The sequence below is a fragment of the Pseudomonas sp. G5001 genome (assembly GCF_013385475.1).
Classification (GTDB): domain Bacteria; phylum Pseudomonadota; class Gammaproteobacteria; order Pseudomonadales; family Pseudomonadaceae; genus Aquipseudomonas.
In genome coordinates, this window is the sequence record NZ_JACAPZ010000001.1 from 103,964 (window position 1) to 119,936 (window position 15,973).

Here is a 15,973-nt window from a genome sequence, read left to right on the forward strand (position 1 = left end):
CCCGCTCCCACACTTGATCTTCACAAGACCTTGCTACTCATTCGGCTTACTTAAGTAAGCCGGGATAAAACAATAAGAAAGGGATTCCATCATGCCCAGCGAACCGAATGGCGCTCCGGCGTCCGGGTCTTCCGTCGACTTTGAAAAGGTCGGCACCGAATACTTCCAACAACGGGAACTGAAAAAAGGCGCTGCCGGCTGGGTACTATTAGTCGGTCTCGGTGTTGCCTACGTCATCTCCGGCGACTACGCCGGCTGGAACTTCGGCCTGGCCCAGGGTGGCTGGGGCGGTATGTTCCTCGCCACACTGCTGATGGCCACCATGTACCTCTGCATGTGTTTCTCCCTGGCCGAACTGTCTTCCATGATTCCTACCGCCGGCGGCGGCTACGGCTTTGCCCGCAGCGCGTTCGGCCCCTGGGGCGGGTTCCTCACCGGCACCGCGATCCTTATCGAATACGCCATCGCCCCCGCCGCCATCGCGGTGTTTATCGGCGCCTATTGCGAGTCGCTGTTCGGCATTGGCGGCTGGATGATCTACCTGGCGTTCTACATCATCTTTATCGGCATCCACATCTTCGGCGTGGGTGAAGCGCTGAAGCTGATGTTTGTGATTACCGCCGTCGCCGCGATTGCCCTGGGTGTGTTCCTGGTGTCGATGGTGCCGCACTTCAGTGTCGCCAACCTGCTGGACATCCCGGTGACCGAGGCCAAGGGCGCCAGCTCTTTCCTGCCCTTCGGTTATGTCGGCGTGTGGGCGGCGATTCCCTATGCGATCTGGTTTTTCCTGGCGGTCGAAGGCGTGCCCCTGGCCGCCGAAGAAACCAAGAACCCCAAACGCGACCTGCCTCGCGGCCTGATCGGCGCCATTGTGGTACTGACCAGCTTCGCCCTGCTGATTTTGGTGATCGCCCCCGGCGGTGCTGGCGCCTACGCGCTGATGGCATCGGGCAATCCGCTGGTGGAAGCCTTGTCCAAAGCCTACGGCGGCTCCACGTGGATGGGCCACTTCGTCAATCTGGTGGGCCTGGCCGGGCTGATCGCGAGCTTTTTCTCGATCATCTACGCCTACTCCCGGCAGATCTTCGCCCTGTCCCGCGCCGGCTACCTGCCGCGCAAGCTGTCGCAGACCAACAAAAGCAAGGCACCGGTACTGGCCCTGGTGATCCCCGGCATCATCGGGTTCGGCCTGTCGCTGACCGGCCAAGGCGATTTGCTGATCCTGGTCGCCGTATTCGGCGCGACCATTTCCTACGTGCTGATGATGGCCGCGCACATCACGTTGCGCATCCGCCGCCCTAAAATGGACCGCCCTTACCGTACTCCGGGCGGCATCTTCACCTCGGGCGTCGCCCTGGTACTGGCCTGCATCGCCGTTGTGGCGGGCTTTCTGGTGGATCCGCGCGTGGTGATTGGCGCCGCGATCATCTATGGAGTATTAATTGCTTACTTTGCTTTCTACAGTCGGCATCACTTGGTAGCAGGCACGCCGGAAGAAGAATTTGCGGCGATCCAGGCCGCAGAGGCCGCCTTGCACTAACTGCCATAAACCTCGACGCGGGCGCTTTACTCACATTCAGCCCGCGTCGACAAGGAGACTCTGTATGGCAAGCTTTTCCCACGCGGTCGGTGCATTGACCTACCGCTTCGACAGCCTCAAGGACGTGATGGCCAAGGCCAGCCCGGCCCGCTCCGGGGATTTTTTGGCGGGTGTTGCCGCCCAGAACGATGGCGAGCGGGTCGCGGCGCAAATGGCCTTGGCCAACATTCCGTTGAAGCACTTTCTCGAAGAAGTGTTGATCCCGTACGAAAGCGACGAAGTCACCCGGCTGATTATCGATACCCACGATAAACAGGCGTTTTCCGTGGTCAGCCACCTGACCGTCGGGGGTTTGCGGGATTGGCTGCTCAGCGACGCGGCCGACGAACAGAGCCTGCGCGCCCTGGCGCCCGGGCTGACACCGGAAATGGCCGCCGCCGTGTCGAAGATCATGCGCGTGCAGGACCTGGTACTGGTGGCGCAGAAAATCCGCGTCGTCACACAGTTCCGCGGCACGATGGGCCTGCGCGGGCGCCTGTCCACCCGCCTGCAGCCCAACCATCCCACCGATGAGCCGGCCGGTATCGCCGCGAGCATTCTTGACGGCCTGCTCTACGGCAACGGTGACGCCATGATCGGCATCAACCCGGCCACCGACAGCATCGCCTCGATCTGCGCGATGCTGGAAATGCTCGACGCGATCATCCAGCGTTATGAAATCCCGACCCAGGCCTGCGTGCTGACCCACGTCACCACCTCCATCGAAGCCATCAACCGTGGCGTGCCGCTGGACCTGGTGTTCCAGTCGATCGCCGGCACCGAGGCGGCCAATGCCAGCTTCGGCATCAGCCTGAGCGTGCTGCAGGAAGGCTACGACGCGGGCCTGAGCCTGAACCGCGGCACCCTCGGGCAAAACCTGATGTATTTCGAAACCGGCCAGGGCAGCGCCTTGTCGGCCAACGCACACTTTGGCGTCGACCAGCAAACCTGCGAAACCCGCGCCTATGCCGTTGCCCGGCATTTCAAGCCGTTTTTGGTGAACACGGTCGTAGGATTTATCGGCCCCGAGTACCTGTACAACGGCAAGCAGATCATCCGCGCCGGCCTCGAAGACCACTTCTGCGGCAAGCTGCTGGGCGTGCCCATGGGGTGCGACATCTGCTACACCAACCATGCCGAAGCCGACCAGGACGACATGGACACCCTGCTCACCCTGCTGGGCGTGGCCGGGATCAACTTCATCATGGGCATCCCGGGCTCCGACGACATCATGCTCAACTACCAGACCACTTCATTTCACGACGCGCTGTACGCCCGCCAAACATTGGGTTTAAAGCCGGCACCGGAGTTTGAACAGTGGCTGGCGAAAATGGGCATCTTCACGCAAGCCGACGGCAAGGTGCACTTCGGCAACAGCCTGCCACCGGCATTCCGCCACGCCTTGGCGCAACTGGGATGAAGAAGGAACCGCCCGTGCACATCGACACCCCGGAAAACAACGTGGACAACCCGTGGCTTGAGCTGCGGCGCCTGACCCCGGCGCGGATTGCCCTGGGCCGCACCGGCACCAGCATGCCTACCGGTGCGCAGCTGGATTTCCAGTTCGCCCATGCCCAGGCCCGCGACGCGGTACACCTGCCGTTTGATCATGCAGGGCTCAGCAGCCAATTGGCGGAGCGTGGCCGCGACAGCCTGTTGCTGCACAGCGCCGCCGTCGACCGCCACAGCTACCTGCAACGCCCGGACCTTGGGCGCCGCCTCAGTGATGAATCCGCCCAGGCCCTGCGGGACTATGCCGAAGCCAACCCCGGCGGCGTGGACCTGGCGGTGGTGGTGGCCGATGGCTTGTCGGCCCTGGCGGTGCATAAACATACGTTGCCGTTTCTTACACGCATGGAGGAACAAACCCACGCTGAAGGCTGGTCGCTGTCACCGGTGATTCTGGTGGAGCAGGGCCGTGTCGCCGTCGCGGATGAAGTCGGCCAGTTGCTCGGGGCAAAAATGGTGGTGATCCTGATCGGCGAGCGGCCGGGGCTCAGCTCGCCGGACAGCCTGGGGCTGTATTTCACCTACAACCCCAAGGTCGGCCTCACTGACGCCTACCGCAACTGCATCTCCAATGTGCGCCTGGAAGGCTTGAGCTACGGCATGGCCGCTCACCGCCTGCTTTACTTGATGCGGGAGGCCTGTCGCCGGCAGTTGTCGGGGGTCAACCTCAAGGATGAAGCGCAGGTACAAACCCTCGAGTCGGATGATCCCGACCTGATGAAAGGAAACTTCCTGCTCAGCCCACCGAAGGACTGATCCCTGCACGATTGCGCTTTTTCTCTGCTTTAGGCAGCATCGAGACACGGCCGCTTGTGTGGTCATACCCCATTTGGAAGTTGAGGCCTGGCATGCGGATTACTCAAGCGACCCTGGAACACCTGGACCTGTTGACCCCGCTTTTCGTCAAATACCGCGAATTTTACGGCGCGCTGCCGTTTCCTGATTCGAGCCGCGCCTTCCTGGAAAAACGCCTGCGCCGCAAGGAGTCCGTGATCTACCTGGCGCTGGCCGACGATGACGACAAGAAACTGCTTGGCTTTTGCCAGCTGTATCCAAGCTTTTCATCGTTGTCCCTCAAGCGGGTGTGGATCCTCAACGACATCTACGTCGCCGAAGACGCACGCCGGCAGTTGGTGGCCGACAACCTGATGCGTACCGCGAAGAAGATGGCCAAGGAAACTCAAGCCGTGCGCCTGCGTGTGTCCACCAGCAGCGACAACCAGGTGGCGCAGAAAACCTATGAGTCCATCGGTTTTCGGGAAGACACCGAGTTCAAGAATTACGTGCTTGCGATCAGCGATGACTGACAACTATTAACCAAACCTCATACATCTGTTGTGGGAGCCCCCTCCCACACTGACGCTGTGTCTACAATCAGATCGAAGTCGCGACATTCCCCGCTACAAAACCAGCACGCTTTTCACAACTCTATCCGTATAATGCGGACCTTTCAGGGTCGTAAGAATTACGCCACAACCTTGTAGCCCTTATTACCCGAAGCCTCCGCACAGGCCCGCTGAGCCAGGCCATTCACACAGGTGCCCTCCATGGATTTCAACCCGCTCGACCTTATCCTGCATCTCGACGTGTACCTCGACATGCTGGTGAGAAACTACGGAGTGTGGATCTACGCCATTCTGTTCCTGGTTATCTTTTGCGAAACCGGCCTGGTGGTCATGCCGTTTCTGCCGGGTGATTCCTTACTGTTCATCGCCGGCGCTGTTGCAGCGGGCGGCGGCATGGACCCGATATTGCTGGGCGGCCTGCTGATGCTCGCGGCCATCCTGGGTGACAGTACCAACTACGTGATCGGACGAACGGCCGGGGAACGCTTGTTCAGCAACCCCAACTCGAAGATCTTCCGCCGCGACTACCTGCAAAAAACCCACGACTTCTACGACAAGCACGGCGGCAAAACCGTGACCCTGGCGCGCTTCCTGCCGATCCTGCGCACGTTTGCGCCGTTCGTCGCCGGTATCGCGAAAATGCCTTACCCGCGCTTCTTCGGTTTCAGCGTGTTCGGCACCGTCCTCTGGGTCGGCGGCCTGGTAACCCTGGGCTACTTCTTCGGCAACGTGCCGTTCATCAAGAAAAACCTGTCGCTGCTGGTGGTGTTCATCATCCTGCTGTCGCTGGTACCGATGATCATCGGTGTGTTCCGCAGCCGCTTTGGCCGCAATTCCACCGAAGCCAAGCCGCAGTAACCTGCGATGTGGTCCCTCAGCGCCTGGCGTCGCCGGCGCCTGCTGGCCAAGCACCCGATTGCCGATGAAACGTGGCAGCGGGTGCGCCATCACCTGACGTTCCTCGACGGCATCACTGCCGAGCAAGACCAGTGGCTGCGGGAAGCCTGCGTGGTGTTCCTCGCCGAAAAACACCTCACCGCCCTGCCCGGCGTCGAACTGCACCAGGAACAGCGCCTGCTGCTCGCCGCCCAGGCACAGCTGCCGCTGATGAACCTTGGCGACCTCGACTGGTACCAGGGCTTCCACGAGATCGTGCTGTACCCCGACGACTTCCTCAGCCCGCAGCGCCATCGCGACGCCAGCGGCGTGGAACACGAGTGGGACGGCGAGCACAGCGGCGAAGCCTGGCAACAGGGCCCGGTGATCCTTGCGTGGCCCGGCGTACTGGCCAGCGGCAACTGGGAAGGCTACAACCTGGTCATTCACGAACTGGCCCACAAGCTGGACATGCTCAACGGCGACGCCAACGGCCTGCCCCCCCTGCACCACGACATGCGCGTGCAGGAATGGGCCAGCGTCATGCAAAGCGCCTTCGACGACCTCAACCGCCAGCTCGACCGCAACCCTGACGCCGAAACGGCCATCGACCCCTACGCCGCGGAAAACCCGGCCGAGTTCTTTGCCGTCACCAGCGAATATTTCTTCAGTGCCCCGGATTTACTGGTCAGCAGTTATCCACAGGTGTACGAGCAACTGAGCCACTTCTACCGTCAGGATCCCCTGGCGCGCCTGCACCAACTGCAGGCCGGCGACGTGCGGTATCAGACGGAACGCCAAGCGCCCTACGACGTCTGACGCATGGCATCGGCGTCAGAATATGCCTATAATCGCCGCCACTTTTAGGCCAATCCGGCCATGTTCCATGGCCAACTACGGGGGCAACGCCCAATGAGCTACAGCAAGATTCCGGCTGGCAAAGACCTGCCGAACGACATCTACGTCGCCATCGAGATTCCGGCCAACCACGCGCCGATCAAATACGAAATCGACAAAGACAGCGACTGCCTGTTCGTTGACCGTTTCATGGCCACCCCGATGTTCTACCCGGCCAACTACGGTTTCATCCCCAACACCCTGGCAGACGACGGTGACCCCCTCGACGTGCTGGTCGTGACCCCTTACCCGGTTACCCCAGGCTCGGTTATCCGCGCCCGCCCGGTCGGCATCCTGAACATGACTGACGACGGCGGCGGCGATGCCAAAGTTATCGCAGTACCACACGACAAGCTGTCCCAGCTGTATGTCGACGTGAAGGAATACACCGATCTGCCACCACTGCTGCTGGAACAGATCAAACACTTCTTCGAGAACTACAAAGACCTCGAAAAAGGCAAATGGGTGAAGATCGACGGTTGGGGCAATGCAGACGCCGCCCGCGCCGAGATCCTGAAGTCGGTCGCTGCCTACAAAGGCTGATACCGCTATTCGCTCTGAAAAAGCCCCGATTAAACGGGGCTTTTTTTGTGGGAAAAATATAAACATCCGGCTACTTTAATAAACATATTTACAGCAATTGTTTAACTAGCTTAATCAACTAGCAGAATAGTCCTGCGATAAGGAAACACCTACATACAGCAACTCAACGCATGGTTTATTTGATCTGATTTTACGGCCAGTAAACTCTGCGTTTATGAATACATCAGGTGATCGCTTAAGAGCGCTATTACGGGAAGTTCATCTTTCCGCTTCCGACTTCGCCAAGAACCGCGATGTTACGCCTCAACACGTAAACAACTGGTTCAAACGCGGCGTCCCCATGGGCCGGCTCAACGAGTTCGCAGAATTGTTGTGCGTCACCAGCCGTTGGCTGCGCACAGGCGAAGGCCCCAAACATCCACCCGCCAACTACCTGCTGGAAGGATCCGATGCAGACACCTCCCACCGTATCGCCCGCGAGACCAGCGGCAACTACATCACCCACCCGGTCTCGGGCCCGGTAAAAATCGACGTGGAGATCCCCCTCCACCCCACCTTCACCTCGACCGAAAGCATCCGCCTCTCCCTGCACACCCTTGAAGCCATCGGTGTAAGCCCGGAGCGGGCGCTCGGGGCCTACATGGTCGGCAACAGCATGATCGACATCATCCAGGACGGAAGTACCCTTGCCATCGACTGTGGTCGCAAACAGATCATCGATGGCGAAATCTACGCGGTAGAGCACGACGGAATGCTGCGGATCAAATACCTCTACAACCGTCCAGGAGGTGGCCTGCGGATGCGTAGCCACAACAGCGCCGAGCATCCGGACGAGTTTTTGACCTATGAGCAGCGGCATGAGCAGAACTTTGAGATTCTGGGTTGGGTGTTCTGGTGGGCGACACTGAATAACCGCCGCCCGCCGGTGCCGCTGGATGCGCATTTATTGGGCTACGAAGGCTCTAAATCGGATCCGGAGCTGGGAAATTGAGGCGAATATGGGTATTATCCGCCGCACATTTGGCAGGGGGTTGGCGTGAAGCCGGTCCGCCCTGCCTGGCGATGCGGAGGAGTTCCCGCTGATGCCCCTTATCATCTGGGTGCGAGCCTGGGTGAACGATTTGAAGGCTGGTGAGGTTTACCAAAAATAAGCTGAACCAGTCCCCGAGAAGCCGGCCACAAGCCGGCTTTTTAATGCCTGGAAGAAATGCGCTACACCTGCCAGGCATCGAGCTATTTGAGAACGCGCCAACCGCTCCAAGGCACGCAAGCCGTCTTTTCCATCCTCAGGACATTCGCCTGATACGTCGCTAAAAGCCCGTTCCAAGAACACGTTTCGCATACCTGTCGTTACCAACGACATGACATCAAGACGTGTCGCAGAAATCAAAATATAGCGACACGTAGTGCACGCATGTTTACACTGACGCCACGAAAGGGCGCCCTGATGAGCCCCTCTTACCTTTAGACGGATAAGTCAAAGACCGAGCCCCATCCATGACCGCATCCCACCTTCCCTGGCAGGCTGACAAGCCCTACAACCAGCTTCCCACTTTGCCACCGGCAACTGTTCTGGAAACCCATGCAGTGCTCAAACGCTGCATTGAGGCCCGCACAGCCCTGGCCGAATTGAAGCAAGCGGCTGAGCTGATCCCTAACCAGACAATGCTGATCAACACCATTCCATTGCTGGAGGCCAAGGACAGCTCAGAGATCGAAAGTATCGTCACCACCACGGATTTGCTCTTTCAGCATGCTCAGGATGGAGATAGCCACGCAGACCCAGCGACCAAGGAAGCACTGCGCTACCGCAAAGCCCTGCAGAAAGGTTATCAATCGTTGGCCGACCGCCCACTCTCCACCGGTACTGCAGTCGAAATCTGCCGCACGCTTAAAGGCGTGAACATGGATATACGCCGGGTGCCAGGAGTCCAGCTAGCCAACGACCGAACCGGCGAGATCATCTATACCCCACCGGAAGGCGAAAATCGCTTACGTGACATGCTCGCCAACTGGGAGCGCTTCCTGCACAACGAGACCGACCTGGATCCATTAGTACGTATGGCGGTTAGTCACTATCAATTCGAAGCCATTCACCCATTCACCGACGGCAATGGCCGTACCGGGCGAGTGCTCAACACCCTGTACCTGATCCAGGAAGGCCTGCTGAATCTACCGATTCTCTACCTTAGCCGTTACATCATTGCCCATAGAGCCGATTACTACCGCCTGTTGCTTGATGTCACTCACAAACAAGCCTGGGAGCCTTGGCTGCTGTACATGCTCAGCGCTGTGGAAGAAACAGCACGCTGGACTTGTGCAAAAATTGCCGCTATTCGCAGCCTGTCCGAGCACACCACCCAGTTTGTTCGTGAGCAGTTGCCGAAAACCTATTCCCGCGAGCTGGTAGACGTCATTTTCGAACAGCCCTACTGCCGCATCAGCAACGTCGTCGACAAACAGATTGCCCAGCGTCAAGCAGCCTCCCGTTACCTCAAAGAACTAGTCGCCATCGGCGTTCTGCAAGAGGTTCAGGTTGGCAAGGAAAAGCTCTTCATCCATCCCAAGCTGATGCAGTTACTCACTCGCGACAACAACGACTTCAAGCCCTACGCCTGAGGGGAGAGCTTTACTCGATGACAATCGTCTGCCGGGATCTGCGCCCCTGAGCCGTGATGATTAGCATTTGGTCAGTAGGTTGCTGACCAAATGCATCGTTACCTCAGTGTCGGCTTAGGATCCTCACCTCGGCTGCAAGCAATCCAACGCCCTATCCACCACCACCTTCGACATCTCCACCAAATGCATCACCGCCCGCTGCGCGCCGTTCAGCGGCTCGGTCGACGCCTGGGCGGTCGCCACGGCACAATGCAATAACTCGGCAGCATGGGCCAGGGCATCTTCGAAACTCAGCTCGTCATCAACGGTAAACGGATTGGGGGACGGCTGCGCGTCCGGCGCTTTGAGGTAGTGATCAATCACTCGGCGCGAGGCGTCAGTGTCACGAAGTAAGGATTTATGGAATGCGGGTGGATCGGGGGTAACTTTGACCATGGTAGAACTCCTAGCAGTGAGTTAAACCACTAACCTCTCGCGACTAAACGATCAGAAGGTGGCAGCTGTACGCAGGTTAGTCGACCGGCCGCTAGGCACCGGCGCACCCGAAGGTGCCCTGCGCACAGCCACCATAAAGTGCAGGCGATAAATACCTGGCTTTGAGATGGCGCTGTACGCCTAGCGTTGTCCGGGCGACTAAACCCGATCACCGAATAAGCAGTGACGGAACGCAGACTAGTCGCGGGATTTTGCTGGCGCAAGCGCTTGGAATTCTCTAGGAAACGTCCTGCAAATGAAAGGGATCAGTCTTCCTGGCCATTCCCAATCACCGCCTCTTCTTGACTCTCCCCCTAAGGTCACACCTCACCCTGAACCCCCAACTTTCAGGATCCCCACCACCATGAGCCAACGCATCCTGGTCATCCTCGGCCACCCTTCCCGCACCAGCTTCTGCTCTGCCCTCACCGACACCTACATCACCTCGGCCAAAACCGCCGGTCACGAAGTGCGCGTCCTGCGCCTCGGCGACCTGACTTTCGATCCCATCCTGCACAACGGCTACAACCAAACCCAACCCCTGGAACCCGACCTGCTCAACGCCCAATCCGACATCCTGTGGGCCAATCACCTGACGTTTGTCTTCCCCATCTGGTGGGGTGGCATCCCGGCTTTGATGAAGGGCTTTATCGACCGAATTCTCCTGTCTGGTTTCGCCTTCAAATACCGCAAAGGCAAAGCCTTCCCCGACAAACTCCTGAAGGGCCGAACTGCGCATTTGCTGGTGACCCTGGACACGCCAGCGTGGTATTACAGGTGGTTCTACCGCATGCCCGCGCTGCATCAGATGCGCAAGACAACACTGGCGTTTTGTGGCATTCAGCCGATCAAGACGTTGCTGTTCGGGCCGGTGTTGGGCTCTACGCCAGCACAGCGGGAACAGTGGCTGAAACAGGCCGGCGCACTCTTTGGGAAAAGGACTTTTCATGTACATCGGCAAAGCCGCGCAACTGTCGGGCACAACCATCAAAGCGATTCGTCACTATGAAGCCATCGGCCTGTTGCCGCCGCCGCAGCGGGAAGGTCGTTATCGATTTTACTCCACGCAAAGTGTCGAACTGCTGACGTTCATCAAGTGCGCCCAGCAGTTGGGTTTCAAGCTCAAGGAGTTGCAGGCAATTCTGGGTGGGCATCACGGTGATGGGCTGCCCTGGGGCCTGGCGGACAAGGCGATCGCCAACAAGAAGCAGGAGTTGGTGCGGCAGATCGAGGCATTGCAGAAGGTGCATGGAGGACTGGTCGAGTTTGAGGCCAGTCTCAAGGATGCTCAGGGCCAATGCACCGCACCACTGAAAACGCCACTGCCGTCAATGAGCTGAATCGCTGTTTTACGTAGTACCGGGCAGCGGCTCGGAACAGAAAAAGCTTCGCAAGTAATGGAGTGGTTTCCGGCCGCACTGGGAAAGGTCCACTTCGAGCGCGATTGGCAATGGCGTGCTGGCGGGAAGTTGGACGGCGATTACCGGCGTGTGGGACGCCATCAAGCAAGCGCAGGAGATCTTCAAGGACGCCGGCAAGCTGTTTGAAAGCCTGGGGGCGACAGCCAGCGAATCGATGGAGCTGGCGAGTACTGCGCCAAAGGTTATGGAACAGGCGATCCTGCTGGCCAGTGATGAGGCGGCGCTGTACCTGATGTGCGCATCTGACTGGACAGTGAGCCGAATAGCTCACACAATCGGCTCACCAAATGAGCCGAATAAGCCTCCTATTCGGCTCACGCACAGAGCATGCCCCCCATGGATCACCCGAACTGGATCTGGCAACAACCCGACTGGCCGCACTTTCACTGGCAACCAGAGCGCCTCGCAGCGTTGTTGCGCGAGTGCACGCAGGCGCAAGGAAAGTTGCTGGGCATGCTCGGTTCGGTCAGCCAGGCCCAGAGCTCAGAGAATGAACTGGATGCGTTGCTGCAAAACATTCTGACCTCCTCGGCAATCGAGGGTGAGCAACTGAATGTGGGTTCCGTACGTTCCTCTTTGGCCCGACGCCTGGGCCTGGAGCAATTGCAAGACGGCTCAGTGAGCCGACGCAGTGAGGGTCTGGCTGACTTGATGCTGGACGCCACGCAACAGTTTGCTCAACCGTTTACCCTCACCCGTCTATTTAACTGGCATCGGTGGTTGTTTCCCGCCGAGGAGGCCCGCTTTTCCACCCACGGCTTGAACGTAGGCGCGCTAAGGGGGGATGAGCCCATGCAGGTTGTGTCGGGACGACTGGACCGACCCACTGTGCATTTCGAGGCCCCACCCCGCCAAGGGCTAGAGCAGTCGCTGGACGATTTCATCGAATGGTTTGAAGCCAGTCGCCATCATGCGGCCCTTGACCCATTGCTGCGCGCAGGCCTGGCGCATTTCTGGTTCGTCACCCTGCATCCCTTCGATGATGGTAATGGTCGTCTGACGCGGGCGATTACCGACCTCGCGCTTGCCCAGGCAGAGCATCAAGCGATCCGCTTCTACGCCATGTCGGCGAGCATCCTTGAAGACCGGGCGGGCTATTACCGTGCACTGGAAACCAGTCAAAAGGCCACGCTGGATATCACCGATTGGCTTGAGTGGTTCCTGCAAACGCTGCTTCGTAGCTTGCAGCAGGCCATGGTGCGGATTGACCGGGTACTGGGCAAAACCCGCTTCTGGCAGCAGCATCGGGACCACGCACTCAGCGCCGAACAGACCAAAGTCTTGAATCGCCTGCTCGACGGCGGCGAGAAGGGCTTTGAGCACGGGATCAGCGCGGCCCAATATCAGGCGGTGGCCAAAGTGTCCAAGGCAACGGCGACCCGACATCTGGCCGATCTTCTGGAAAAAAACTGCCTGGTTCGGCTACCCGGCGGCGGCCGCAGCACCCGCTATCAAATCAACACCCAAGGCGATTGATTTACAAGGCAAATCCCCCCACTCATTTGCCCCAATCCCCCATGTCTGCTAGTGTCGCGCCGGTTTACCGTCTACCGGAATAGCCGCCATGGCCCGCAAAAAAGTTGCACTCGATTTCGAACAATCCCTCGCCGACCTGCAAACCCTGGTCGAGCGGATGGAGAACGGCGAGTTGTCGCTGGAAGACTCGTTGACCGCATTCGAGCAAGGCATCGGCCTGACCCGCGACTGCCAGAGCGCCCTGGCGCAGGCGGAGCAGAAGGTCCAGGTGTTGCTGGAACGCGATGGGGAGTTGGCCGAAGAACCTTTCGATGCGGAACAGCCTGAATGATCGACGCTTATCAGGCCGGCAGCCAGGCCCGGGTCAATGCTGCGCTGGATCCGCTGTTTGTCGCGCCCAGCCCTGAGCTGAACCGCCTGTATGAGGCCATGCGCTACAGCGTGATGAACGGTGGCAAGCGGGTTCGCCCGTTGCTCGCCTATGCGGCCTGCGAAGCACTCGGCGCTCAGGCGGAGGAAGCCAACGGCGCCGCCTGTGCGGTGGAGTTGATCCACGCTTACTCCCTGGTACACGACGATTTGCCGGCGATGGACGACGACGATCTGCGTCGCGGCCAACCCACTACCCATAAAGCCTTTGATGAAGCCTGCGCGATTCTCGCCGGTGACGGCCTGCAAAGCCTGGCGTTCAGCGCCCTGCTGGACCCGCGCCTGAGCAGCGTCAACGCCGAGATCCGTCTGCGCATGGTTACCGCGCTGGCGCTGGCCGCAGGGCCTGCCGGCATGGTCGGCGGCCAGGCGATTGACCTGGGCTCGGTCGGTTTGAAGCTCGATCAACAAGCCCTGGAATACATGCACCGCCACAAGACCGGCGCTCTGATCGAGGCCGCCGTGCACCTCGGCGCCCTGGCCAGTGGCCGTGCCGAAGCTGCGCAACTGGCGGCGCTGCAAACCTACGCGCGGGCCATCGGCCTGGCGTTCCAGGTGCAGGACGATATTCTCGACGTTGAAAGCGATACCGCGACCCTCGGCAAGCGCCAGGGTGCTGATATCGCACGGGACAAGCCGACTTATCCTTCGCTTCTCGGGCTGGAAGCCGCCAAGGCGTACGCCCTGGAGCTGCGGGACCAGGCCCTGGATGCCCTGCGACCTTTCGACGCGGCTGCCGAGCCACTGCGTGACCTGGCGCGGTATATCGTCGAACGTCGCCACTGACAACAGCGGCCTTTTCCACCGCATATCAGCCAAGTTCGGCGCTCTGCGTGGGCAGTTTGCGATGCTTGAGGTAAACTGCCGCCTCTTCTATACCTATAACGATTCGCCTGATGCCCACGACGTTTCAAGAGATTCCCCGCAAGCGCCCGGCCACGCCCCTGCTGGACCGTGCCAACACGCCAGCCGGCCTGCGCCGCCTGGGTGAAGCCGAGCTGGAAACCCTGGCCGATGAGTTGCGCCTGGAATTGCTCTACACGGTCGGCCAGACCGGTGGGCATTTCGGTGCCGGCCTGGGCGTCATCGAGCTGACCATTGCGCTGCATTACGTATTCGACACTCCGGACGACCGGCTGGTGTGGGACGTGGGTCATCAGGCCTATCCGCACAAGATTCTAACCGGACGCCGCGAGCGCATGGCCACACTGCGCCAGAAGGATGGCATCGCCGCCTTCCCGCGCCGCTCCGAGAGCGAGTACGACACCTTTGGCGTCGGCCACTCCAGCACCTCTATCAGTGCAGCGCTGGGCATGGCCATTGCCGCCCGCCTGCAAAACAGCGATCGCAAGGCGATTGCGGTGATCGGTGATGGCGCGTTGACCGCCGGCATGGCCTTCGAGGCGCTGAACCACGCGCCGGAAGTGGACGCCAACATGCTGGTGATCCTCAACGACAACGACATGTCGATCTCGCGCAATGTCGGTGGCCTGTCGAATTACCTGGCAAAAATCCTCTCCAGCCGCACTTACGCAAGCATGCGTGAAGGCAGCAAGAAGGTGCTCTCGCGTCTGCCCGGCGCGTGGGAAATTGCCCGTCGTACCGAAGAATATGCCAAGGGGATGCTGGTTCCCGGCACCCTGTTCGAAGAGCTGGGCTGGAACTACATCGGCCCGATCGACGGCCATGACCTGCCAACCCTGATCGCCACCCTGCGCAACATGCGTGACCTTAAAGGCCCGCAGTTCCTGCATATCGTGACCAAGAAAGGCAAAGGCTTCGCCCCGGCGGAAGTCGACCCGATTGGTTACCACGCGATCACCAAGCTGGAACCGCTGAACGCCCCGGCCGCCGCGCCGAAGAAGCCCAGCGGGCCAAAGTATTCCGGTGTGTTCGGCGAATGGCTGTGTGACATGGCCGCCGCCGACCCGCGCCTGGTGGGCATCACCCCGGCGATGAAGGAAGGTTCCGACCTGGTGGCGTTCAGCGAGCGTTTCCCGCTGCGCTATTTCGACGTGGCCATCGCCGAGCAACACGCGGTGACCTTCGCCGCGGGCATGGCCTGTGAAGGCGCCAAGCCGGTAGTCGCGATCTACTCTACGTTCCTGCAACGCGGTTATGACCAGTTGATTCATGACGTCGCGGTGCAGAACCTCGACGTGCTGTTCGCCATCGACCGTGCGGGCCTGGTGGGCGAAGACGGCCCGACCCATGCCGGCAGCTTCGACCTCTCGTACCTGCGCTGCATCCCCGGCATGCTGGTGATGACCCCGAGCGACGAGAACGAACTGCGCAAGATGCTCAGCACCGGCCACCTGTACAACGGCCCGGCGGCTGTGCGCTATCCGCGGGGGAATGGTCCGAATGCAGTGATCGAAAAGGACCTTGAGCCTATCGAAATCGGCAAGGGTATCGTCCGCCGCCAGGGCAGCGGGGTTGCCTTGCTGGTGTTCGGCGTGCAATTGGCTGAAGCCTTGAAAGTGGCCGAGAAGATCGACGCCACGGTGGTAGACATGCGTTTCGTCAAGCCACTGGACGAGGCCCTGGTGCGCGAGATCGCCGGCAGCCATGAGCTGCTGGTGACCCTCGAAGAAAACGCCATCATGGGCGGCGCCGGTGCGGCAGTCAGTGAGTTTCTGGCGCGGGAGAATATCCTCAAGTCGGTGCTGCACCTGGGCTTGCCAGATGTGTATGTCGAGCATGCCAAGCCGGCGCAGATGCTGGCCGAGTGCGGGCTGGATGAATCCGGGATTGAAGCTTCGGTTCGTCAGCGCATGGCCCTGCTGGGCCTGTAGAAACGCGAT

General features: G+C 59.9%; 16 protein-coding genes. 15 read left to right on the forward strand and 1 reads right to left on the reverse strand.

The genetic code is table 11. From position 1 onward, the window contains the following. The first annotated feature begins 91 nt into the window (after window positions 1-91). The 9 genes from eat (at window position 92) to fic (ending at window position 9,369) form a co-directional block, all read left to right on the forward strand. On the forward strand, window positions 92-1,540 hold the full coding sequence (eat, locus tag HX805_RS00490; RefSeq protein WP_003219395.1) for an ethanolamine permease: 1,449 nt from the start codon (window positions 92-94) through the stop codon (window positions 1,538-1,540). A 64-nt stretch (window positions 1,541-1,604) separates the two neighbouring features. Further along, window positions 1,605-2,999, forward strand: coding sequence for an ethanolamine ammonia-lyase subunit EutB (locus tag HX805_RS00495; protein WP_003219393.1), 1,395 nt, complete (start codon window positions 1,605-1,607; stop codon window positions 2,997-2,999). Then, complete coding sequence (gene eutC, locus HX805_RS00500) at window positions 2,996-3,844, forward strand: ethanolamine ammonia-lyase subunit EutC (protein WP_087692359.1); 849 nt, start codon at window positions 2,996-2,998, stop codon at window positions 3,842-3,844. Before HX805_RS00495 ends, eutC begins: the two co-directional genes overlap by 4 nt. Window positions 3,845-3,936: 92 nt before the next feature. Beyond that, window positions 3,937-4,395, forward strand: a complete 459-nt coding sequence (locus tag HX805_RS00505; protein ID WP_003219389.1) for an N-acetyltransferase — start codon at window positions 3,937-3,939, stop codon at window positions 4,393-4,395. A 240-nt stretch (window positions 4,396-4,635) separates the two neighbouring features. Beyond that, window positions 4,636-5,292: a DedA family protein gene (locus HX805_RS00510; protein ID WP_008436520.1), complete on the forward strand. Its 657-nt coding sequence runs from the start codon at window positions 4,636-4,638 to the stop codon at window positions 5,290-5,292. A gap of 6 nt (window positions 5,293-5,298) precedes the next feature. Continuing rightward, on the forward strand, window positions 5,299-6,129 hold the full coding sequence (locus HX805_RS00515) for a zinc-dependent peptidase (RefSeq protein WP_003219385.1): 831 nt from the start codon (window positions 5,299-5,301) through the stop codon (window positions 6,127-6,129). Window positions 6,130-6,222: 93 nt separating this feature from the next. Further along, window positions 6,223-6,750 (forward strand): inorganic diphosphatase, encoded by a 528-nt coding sequence (gene ppa, locus HX805_RS00520; protein WP_003219382.1) that lies wholly within the window; start codon window positions 6,223-6,225, stop codon window positions 6,748-6,750. A gap of 214 nt (window positions 6,751-6,964) precedes the next feature. Next, the gene (locus HX805_RS00525) at window positions 6,965-7,741 is read left to right on the forward strand and encodes an XRE family transcriptional regulator (RefSeq protein ID WP_087692357.1); all 777 of its coding nucleotides are present in this window, start codon (window positions 6,965-6,967) and stop codon (window positions 7,739-7,741) included. Window positions 7,742-8,247: 506 nt separating this feature from the next. Continuing rightward, window positions 8,248-9,369 (forward strand): protein adenylyltransferase Fic, encoded by a 1,122-nt coding sequence (gene fic / locus HX805_RS00530; RefSeq protein ID WP_177116501.1) that lies wholly within the window; start codon window positions 8,248-8,250, stop codon window positions 9,367-9,369. 123 nt (window positions 9,370-9,492) lie between these two features. Here the strand turns inward: fic and HX805_RS00535 are convergent, their stop codons facing one another. Continuing rightward, entirely contained in the window at window positions 9,493-9,804 is a 312-nt protein-coding gene (locus HX805_RS00535) for a DUF6124 family protein (RefSeq protein ID WP_063026882.1), read from the reverse strand. 403 nt (window positions 9,805-10,207) lie between these two features. On the opposite strand from HX805_RS00535, the gene HX805_RS00540 reads away from it, so the two are divergent. From HX805_RS00540 to dxs, 6 genes are all read left to right on the forward strand, one after another. Beyond that, complete coding sequence (locus HX805_RS00540; protein ID WP_177068921.1) at window positions 10,208-10,852, forward strand: NAD(P)H-dependent oxidoreductase; 645 nt, start codon at window positions 10,208-10,210, stop codon at window positions 10,850-10,852. Further along, the gene (locus tag HX805_RS00545; RefSeq protein ID WP_177116502.1) at window positions 10,791-11,183 is read left to right on the forward strand and encodes a MerR family transcriptional regulator; all 393 of its coding nucleotides are present in this window, start codon (window positions 10,791-10,793) and stop codon (window positions 11,181-11,183) included. The genes HX805_RS00540 and HX805_RS00545 overlap by 62 nt, the downstream gene beginning before the upstream one ends. 417 nt (window positions 11,184-11,600) lie before the next feature. Then, window positions 11,601-12,740 (forward strand): Fic family protein, encoded by a 1,140-nt coding sequence (locus HX805_RS00550; RefSeq protein WP_102605735.1) that lies wholly within the window; start codon window positions 11,601-11,603, stop codon window positions 12,738-12,740. Between the two features lie 88 nt (window positions 12,741-12,828). Beyond that, window positions 12,829-13,071, forward strand: a complete 243-nt coding sequence (locus tag HX805_RS00555) for an exodeoxyribonuclease VII small subunit (protein WP_003209964.1) — start codon at window positions 12,829-12,831, stop codon at window positions 13,069-13,071. Then, window positions 13,068-13,955: a (2E,6E)-farnesyl diphosphate synthase gene (gene ispA, locus HX805_RS00560; RefSeq protein WP_008436503.1), complete on the forward strand. Its 888-nt coding sequence runs from the start codon at window positions 13,068-13,070 to the stop codon at window positions 13,953-13,955. The genes HX805_RS00555 and ispA overlap by 4 nt, the downstream gene beginning before the upstream one ends. 110 nt (window positions 13,956-14,065) lie before the next feature. After that, window positions 14,066-15,964 (forward strand): 1-deoxy-D-xylulose-5-phosphate synthase, encoded by a 1,899-nt coding sequence (gene dxs / locus HX805_RS00565; RefSeq protein ID WP_177035955.1) that lies wholly within the window; start codon window positions 14,066-14,068, stop codon window positions 15,962-15,964. The last annotated feature ends 9 nt before the right edge of the window (window positions 15,965-15,973 follow it).

What these genes read in the sequence shown, in the direction of transcription:
- eat (WP_003219395.1), top strand. Translation starts at nt 92, where the DNA reads ATGCCCAGCGAACCGAATGGCGCTCCGGCGTCCGGGTCTTCCGTCGAC.
- HX805_RS00495 (WP_003219393.1), top strand. Translation starts at nt 1,605, where the DNA reads ATGGCAAGCTTTTCCCACGCGGTCGGTGCATTGACCTACCGCTTCGAC.
- eutC (WP_087692359.1), top strand. Translation starts at nt 2,996, where the DNA reads ATGAAGAAGGAACCGCCCGTGCACATCGACACCCCGGAAAACAACGTG.
- HX805_RS00505 (WP_003219389.1), top strand. Translation starts at nt 3,937, where the DNA reads ATGCGGATTACTCAAGCGACCCTGGAACACCTGGACCTGTTGACCCCG.
- HX805_RS00510 (WP_008436520.1), top strand. Translation starts at nt 4,636, where the DNA reads ATGGATTTCAACCCGCTCGACCTTATCCTGCATCTCGACGTGTACCTC.
- HX805_RS00515 (WP_003219385.1), top strand. Translation starts at nt 5,299, where the DNA reads ATGTGGTCCCTCAGCGCCTGGCGTCGCCGGCGCCTGCTGGCCAAGCAC.
- ppa (WP_003219382.1), top strand. Translation starts at nt 6,223, where the DNA reads ATGAGCTACAGCAAGATTCCGGCTGGCAAAGACCTGCCGAACGACATC.
- HX805_RS00525 (WP_087692357.1), top strand. Translation starts at nt 6,965, where the DNA reads ATGAATACATCAGGTGATCGCTTAAGAGCGCTATTACGGGAAGTTCAT.
- fic (WP_177116501.1), top strand. Translation starts at nt 8,248, where the DNA reads ATGACCGCATCCCACCTTCCCTGGCAGGCTGACAAGCCCTACAACCAG.
- HX805_RS00535 (WP_063026882.1), bottom strand. Translation starts at nt 9,804, where the DNA reads ATGGTCAAAGTTACCCCCGATCCACCCGCATTCCATAAATCCTTACTT.
- HX805_RS00540 (WP_177068921.1), top strand. Translation starts at nt 10,208, where the DNA reads ATGAGCCAACGCATCCTGGTCATCCTCGGCCACCCTTCCCGCACCAGC.
- HX805_RS00545 (WP_177116502.1), top strand. Translation starts at nt 10,791, where the DNA reads ATGTACATCGGCAAAGCCGCGCAACTGTCGGGCACAACCATCAAAGCG.
- HX805_RS00550 (WP_102605735.1), top strand. Translation starts at nt 11,601, where the DNA reads ATGGATCACCCGAACTGGATCTGGCAACAACCCGACTGGCCGCACTTT.
- HX805_RS00555 (WP_003209964.1), top strand. Translation starts at nt 12,829, where the DNA reads ATGGCCCGCAAAAAAGTTGCACTCGATTTCGAACAATCCCTCGCCGAC.
- ispA (WP_008436503.1), top strand. Translation starts at nt 13,068, where the DNA reads ATGATCGACGCTTATCAGGCCGGCAGCCAGGCCCGGGTCAATGCTGCG.
- dxs (WP_177035955.1), top strand. Translation starts at nt 14,066, where the DNA reads ATGCCCACGACGTTTCAAGAGATTCCCCGCAAGCGCCCGGCCACGCCC.